Genomic DNA, 5,771 nt, shown 5'->3' with positions numbered 1-5,771 from the left:
AAAAAGCGAACCCCCTCTGACCGTAGAGATCAGAGGGGGTAGCTTGAATAATGAGCCTGACGATGACCTACTTTCACACGGGAACCCGCACTATCATCGGCGCGAAGTCGTTTCACTGTCCTGTTCGGGATGGGAAGGAGTGGGACCAACTTGCTATGGTCATCAGGCTTAAACTGTGCGCTGCACTGCCTTGTGGGCAGGACAGCTAAATTCATAGAGTCTGTATCAGCTTATATGGTTTGATTGCGTTCTTGGCATAACAGACCTTGATGTTTTGATACATCAAAGTTATAGGGTCAAGCCGCACGAGCAATTAGTACTGGTTAGCTCAACGCATTACTGCGCTTGCACACCCAGCCTATCAACGTCCTGGTCTTGAACGACTCTTTAGGGGGCTCAAGGCCCCGGCAGATCTCATCTTGAAACGAGTTTCCCGCTTAGATGCTTTCAGCGGTTATCTCTTCCACACATAGCTACCCGGCGATGCCACTGGCGTGACAACCGGTACACCAGAGGTGTGTCCACTCCGGTCCTCTCGTACTAGGAGCAGGCTTCCTCAAATCTGCAGCGCCCACGGAAGATAGGGACCAAACTGTCTCACGACGTTTTAAACCCAGCTCACGTACCTCTTTAAATGGCGAACAGCCATACCCTTGGGACCGGCTACAGCCCCAGGATGAGATGAGCCGACATCGAGGTGCCAAACACCGCCGTCGATATGAACTCTTGGGCGGTATCAGCCTGTTATCCCCAGAGTACCTTTTATCCGTTGAGCGATGGCCCTTCCATACAGAACCACCGGATCACTATGTCCTGCTTTCGCATCTGCTCGACTTGTCAGTCTCGCAGTTAAGCACGCTTATGCCATTGCACTATCGTCACGATGTCCGACCGTAACTAGCGTACCTTCGAACTCCTCCGTTACGCTTTGGGAGGAGACCGCCCCAGTCAAACTGCCTACCATGCACTGTTCCCGATCCAGATGATGGACCTAGGTTAGAACCTCAAACGCACCAGGGTGGTATTTCAACGTTGGCTCCATAAGATCTAGCGACCTTACTTCAAAGCCTCCCACCTATCCTACACAGATCCGTTCAAAGTCCAATACAAAGCTACAGTAAAGGTTCATGGGGTCTTTCCGTCTTTCCGCGGGGAGATTGCATCATCACAAACATTTCAACTTCGCTGAGTCTGCGGAGGAGACAGTGTGGCCATCGTTACGCCATTCGTGCAGGTCGGAACTTACCCGACAAGGAATTTCGCTACCTTAGGACCGTTATAGTTACGGCCGCCGTTTACTGGGACTTCAATCAAGAGCTTGCACCCCATCATTTAATCTTCCAGCACCGGGCAGGCGTCACACCCTATACGTCCACTTTCGTGTTTGCAGAGTGCTGTGTTTTTATTAAACAGTCGCAGCCACCGATTTTTTGCAACCCCGTTGGGCTAGGCTTGTACAGCTTCACCTACTTGGGGCATACCTTCTCCCGAAGTTACGGTATCAATTTGCCGAGTTCCTTCTCCGCAGTTCTCTCAAGCGCCTTAGAATACTCATCTCGCGCACCAGTGTCGGTTTGCGGTACGGTCGTGTGTAGCTGAAGCTTAGTGGCTTTTCCTGGAAGCAGGGTATCACTCACTTCGTCTGCAAGCAGACTCGTTATCACCCCTCATCTAAGCCCGGCGGATTTGCCTACCGGGCACGACTACAGGCTTGAACCAACATATCCAACAGTTGGCTGAGCTAACCTTCTCCGTCCCCACATCGCACTACACATCGGTACAGGAATATTGACCTGTTTCCCATCAGCTACGCATCTCTGCCTCGCCTTAGGGGCCGACTCACTCTACGCCGATGAACGTTGCGTAGAAAACCTTGCGCTTACGGCGAGGGGGCTTTTCACCCCCTTTAACGCTACTCATGTCAGCATTCGCACTTCTGATACCTCCAGCATCCGTTACCAGACACCTTCACAGGCTTACAGAACGCTCTCCTACCACGCACAGTAAACTGTGCATCCGCAGCTTCGGTAACTGGCTTAGCCCCGTTACATCTTCCGCGCAGGACGACTCGATCAGTGAGCTATTACGCTTTCTTTAAATGATGGCTGCTTCTAAGCCAACATCCTGACTGTTTTAGCCTTCCCACTTCGTTTCCCACTTAGCCAATTTTAGGGACCTTAGCTGGCGGTCTGGGTTGTTTCCCTCTTGAGTCCGGACGTTAGCACCCGGTGCTCTGTCTCCCAAGCTGTACTCTTCGGTATTCGGAGTTTGCATAGGTTTGGTAAGTCGCCATGACCCCCTAGCCTAAACAGTGCTCTACCCCCGAAGGTAATACTTGAGGCACTACCTAAATAGTTTTCGGAGAGAACCAGCTATTTCCAAGTTTGTTTAGCCTTTCGCCCCTATCCACAGCTCATCCCCTAGTTTTGCAACACTAGTGGGTTCGGACCTCCAGTACCTGTTACGGCACCTTCATCCTGGCCATGGGTAGATCACTTGGTTTCGGGTCTACACCCAGCGACTGATACGCCCTATTCGGACTCGATTTCTCTACGGCTTCCCTATTCGGTTAACCTTGCCACTGAATGTAAGTCGCTGACCCATTATACAAAAGGTACGCAGTCACCCTTGCGGGCTCCTACTTTTTGTAAGCATGCGGTTTCAGGATCTATTTCACTCCCCTCCCGGGGTTCTTTTCGCCTTTCCCTCACGGTACTGGTTCACTATCGGTCGATGATGAGTATTTAGCCTTGGAGGATGGTCCCCCCATATTCAGACAGGGTTTCTCGTGCCCCGCCCTACTTGTCTGCAGCCTAGTACCACACGAAGATTTTCACATACGGGGCTATCACCCACTATGGCCGGAGTTTCCAATCCGTTTTGTTAATCTTTGTGCTATCACTGCAAGGCTTCTCCGATTTCGCTCGCCACTACTTTCGGAATCTCGGTTGATGTCTTTTCCTCGAGCTACTGAGATGTTTCAGTTCACCCGGTTCGCTTCAATGTCCTATGTATTCAGACATTGATACCCCGAAGGGTGGGTTTCCCCATTCAGAAATCTCCGGATCAAAGCTTATTTGCCAGCTCCCCGAAGCTTATCGCAGGCTTTCACGTCTTTCGTCGCCTATCATCGCCAAGGCATCCACCACATGCTCTTAGTCACTTGACCCTATAACTTTGACGTCTTTTTCAAGACATCGCCATCAAAAATTTTCAAGGACTTGCGAGGTCTTTCACCTCGCGCGTTATGCCGTAACGCGAACGTTTCGTTAAGTATTGCTACTCTTTGAGAACTGTTCGTCATTACTTAAATACTCAATGCCTTTCGGCAAAGAAATATTCGTTTTGACGCAATCAAATTTCATGTTGCTGACGGCACGGTGCAGTTTCCTGCTTTCCGCCAGCAACGCTGATTCGACTCTATGAATTTTTAAAGAACAGCCGATTGATCGAACAATATCGATCAACAACGAAGAGGCCTTTTGCAAGGCCGCTTTGGTGTTGAACGGAATCTAGCATTCTAGCATGAACCAGAACTTAGAAATAAAAAACACAAACACAAGAAGATAAGAATCTTGTTGGTGGAGGATGACGGGATCGAACCGACGACCCCCTGCTTGCAAAGCAGGTGCTCTCCCAGCTGAGCTAATCCCCCTAGGAAATCGCATTGTCGTGTCGTATTCCCAGGCCTGTAACACTTGGTGGGTCTGGTTGGTCTCGAACCAACGACCCCTGCGTTATCAACACAGTGCTCTAACCAACTGAGCTACAGACCCAAGTCGGCCTTTGTAAGATTCAATGCCAGCGTATTGCTACCCTTGCTATGGCTCTACAACGACTTTTTCCAACAACCGATAAGTGTGGGCATTCAAACGAGATTGCAGTTTTCCAGAAAGGAGGTGATCCAGCCGCACCTTCCGATACGGCTACCTTGTTACGACTTCACCCCAGTCACGAACCCTGCCGTGGTAAGCGCCCTCCTTACGGTTAGGCTACCTACTTCTGGCAGAACCCGCTCCCATGGTGTGACGGGCGGTGTGTACAAGACCCGGGAACGTATTCACCGTGACATTCTGATCCACGATTACTAGCGATTCCGACTTCACGCAGTCGAGTTGCAGACTGCGATCCGGACTACGACTGGCTTTATGGGATTAGCTCCCCCTCGCGGGTTGGCAACCCTTTGTACCAGCCATTGTATGACGTGTGTAGCCCCACCTATAAGGGCCATGAGGACTTGACGTCATCCCCACCTTCCTCCGGTTTGTCACCGGCAGTCCCATTAGAGTGCCCAACTGAATGTAGCAACTAATGGCAAGGGTTGCGCTCGTTGCGGGACTTAACCCAACATCTCACGACACGAGCTGACGACAGCCATGCAGCACCTGTGTGCAGATTCTCTTTCGAGCACTCCTCTATCTCTAAAGGATTTCTGCCATGTCAAAGGTGGGTAAGGTTTTTCGCGTTGCATCGAATTAAACCACATCATCCACCGCTTGTGCGGGTCCCCGTCAATTCCTTTGAGTTTTAACCTTGCGGCCGTACTCCCCAGGCGGTCAACTTCACGCGTTAGCTTCGTTACTGAGTCAGTGAAGACCCAACAACCAGTTGACATCGTTTAGGGCGTGGACTACCAGGGTATCTAATCCTGTTTGCTCCCCACGCTTTCGTGCATGAGCGTCAGTACAGGCCCAGGGGATTGCCTTCGCCATCGGTGTTCCTCCGCATATCTACGCATTTCACTGCTACACGCGGAATTCCATCCCCCTCTGCCGTACTCTAGCGTTGCAGTCACAAAGGCAGTTCCCAGGTTGAGCCCGGGGATTTCACCTCTGTCTTACAACACCGCCTGCGCACGCTTTACGCCCAGTAATTCCGATTAACGCTTGCACCCTACGTATTACCGCGGCTGCTGGCACGTAGTTAGCCGGTGCTTATTCTTACGGTACCGTCATGGGCCTTCTGTATTAGAAAAGACCTTTTCGCTCCGTACAAAAGCAGTTTACAACCCGAAGGCCTTCATCCTGCACGCGGCATTGCTGGATCAGGCTTGCGCCCATTGTCCAAAATTCCCCACTGCTGCCTCCCGTAGGAGTCTGGGCCGTGTCTCAGTCCCAGTGTGGCTGGTCGTCCTCTCAGACCAGCTACAGATCGTCGGCTTGGTGGGCCTTTACCCCACCAACTACCTAATCTGCCATCGGCCGCTCCATTCGCGCGAGGTCTTGCGATCCCCCGCTTTCATCCGTAGATCTTATGCGGTATTAGCACATCTTTCGATGTGTTATCCCCCACGATTGGGCACGTTCCGATGTATTACTCACCCGTTCGCCACTCGTCAGCATCCGAAGACCTGTTACCGTTCGACTTGCATGTGTAAGGCATGCCGCCAGCGTTCAATCTGAGCCAGGATCAAACTCTACAGTTCGATCTTGTTTAAACTTATACTCTTTCGAGTTTTACTCATTTAGAAATTGAAGTGAACTTCACTTCTTCATGAGCGTTTGTAGTGCAAGCACTAGTTCTAAAGAACTTGGCAATCTCACATTCAAACGCCCACGCTTATCGGCTGTATATTTTTAAGGTTCCTGAGAAACAGATCGAAATCTTTTTCTCTAGCTCGCTGCGATCAGCGAAGCCTTGAATTATATCAGAAGTTTTTATCTCCTGTCAAAGCATGGGGTTTTTAATTCCCGCCACCTTGAAATCCTTGCCGCTTACTTAGCACGCTTGGTATCAAACATTGCTTAGTAGCGAAGCCTCGAATTCTACAT

At 50.7% G+C, this 5,771-nt stretch carries 2 tRNA genes and 3 rRNA genes; all 5 read right to left on the bottom strand.

What is annotated here, in order from left to right:
- Positions 1-54: 54 nt before the first annotated feature.
- Positions 55-167, bottom strand: a 5S ribosomal RNA gene (gene rrf / locus ACFO6X_RS15715).
- A gap of 125 nt (positions 168-292) precedes the next feature.
- Positions 293-3,169, bottom strand: a 23S ribosomal RNA gene (locus ACFO6X_RS15710).
- Positions 3,170-3,579: 410 nt separating this feature from the next.
- A tRNA-Ala gene (locus ACFO6X_RS15705) sits at positions 3,580-3,655 on the bottom strand.
- A gap of 44 nt (positions 3,656-3,699) precedes the next feature.
- Positions 3,700-3,776 (bottom strand) — tRNA-Ile (locus ACFO6X_RS15700).
- Positions 3,777-3,892: 116 nt separating this feature from the next.
- Positions 3,893-5,425, bottom strand: a 16S ribosomal RNA gene (locus ACFO6X_RS15695).
- The 16S, 23S and 5S rRNA genes sit together here with 2 tRNA genes alongside, the layout of an rRNA operon.
- Positions 5,426-5,771: the final 346 nt, after the last annotated feature.

This window comes from Giesbergeria sinuosa (assembly GCF_042652905.1).
GTDB lineage: Bacteria > Pseudomonadota > Gammaproteobacteria > Burkholderiales > Burkholderiaceae_C > Simplicispira > Simplicispira sinuosa.
Note: the sequence above shows the minus strand (reverse complement) of the source record. Positions and strands in the feature narration are given on the sequence as shown.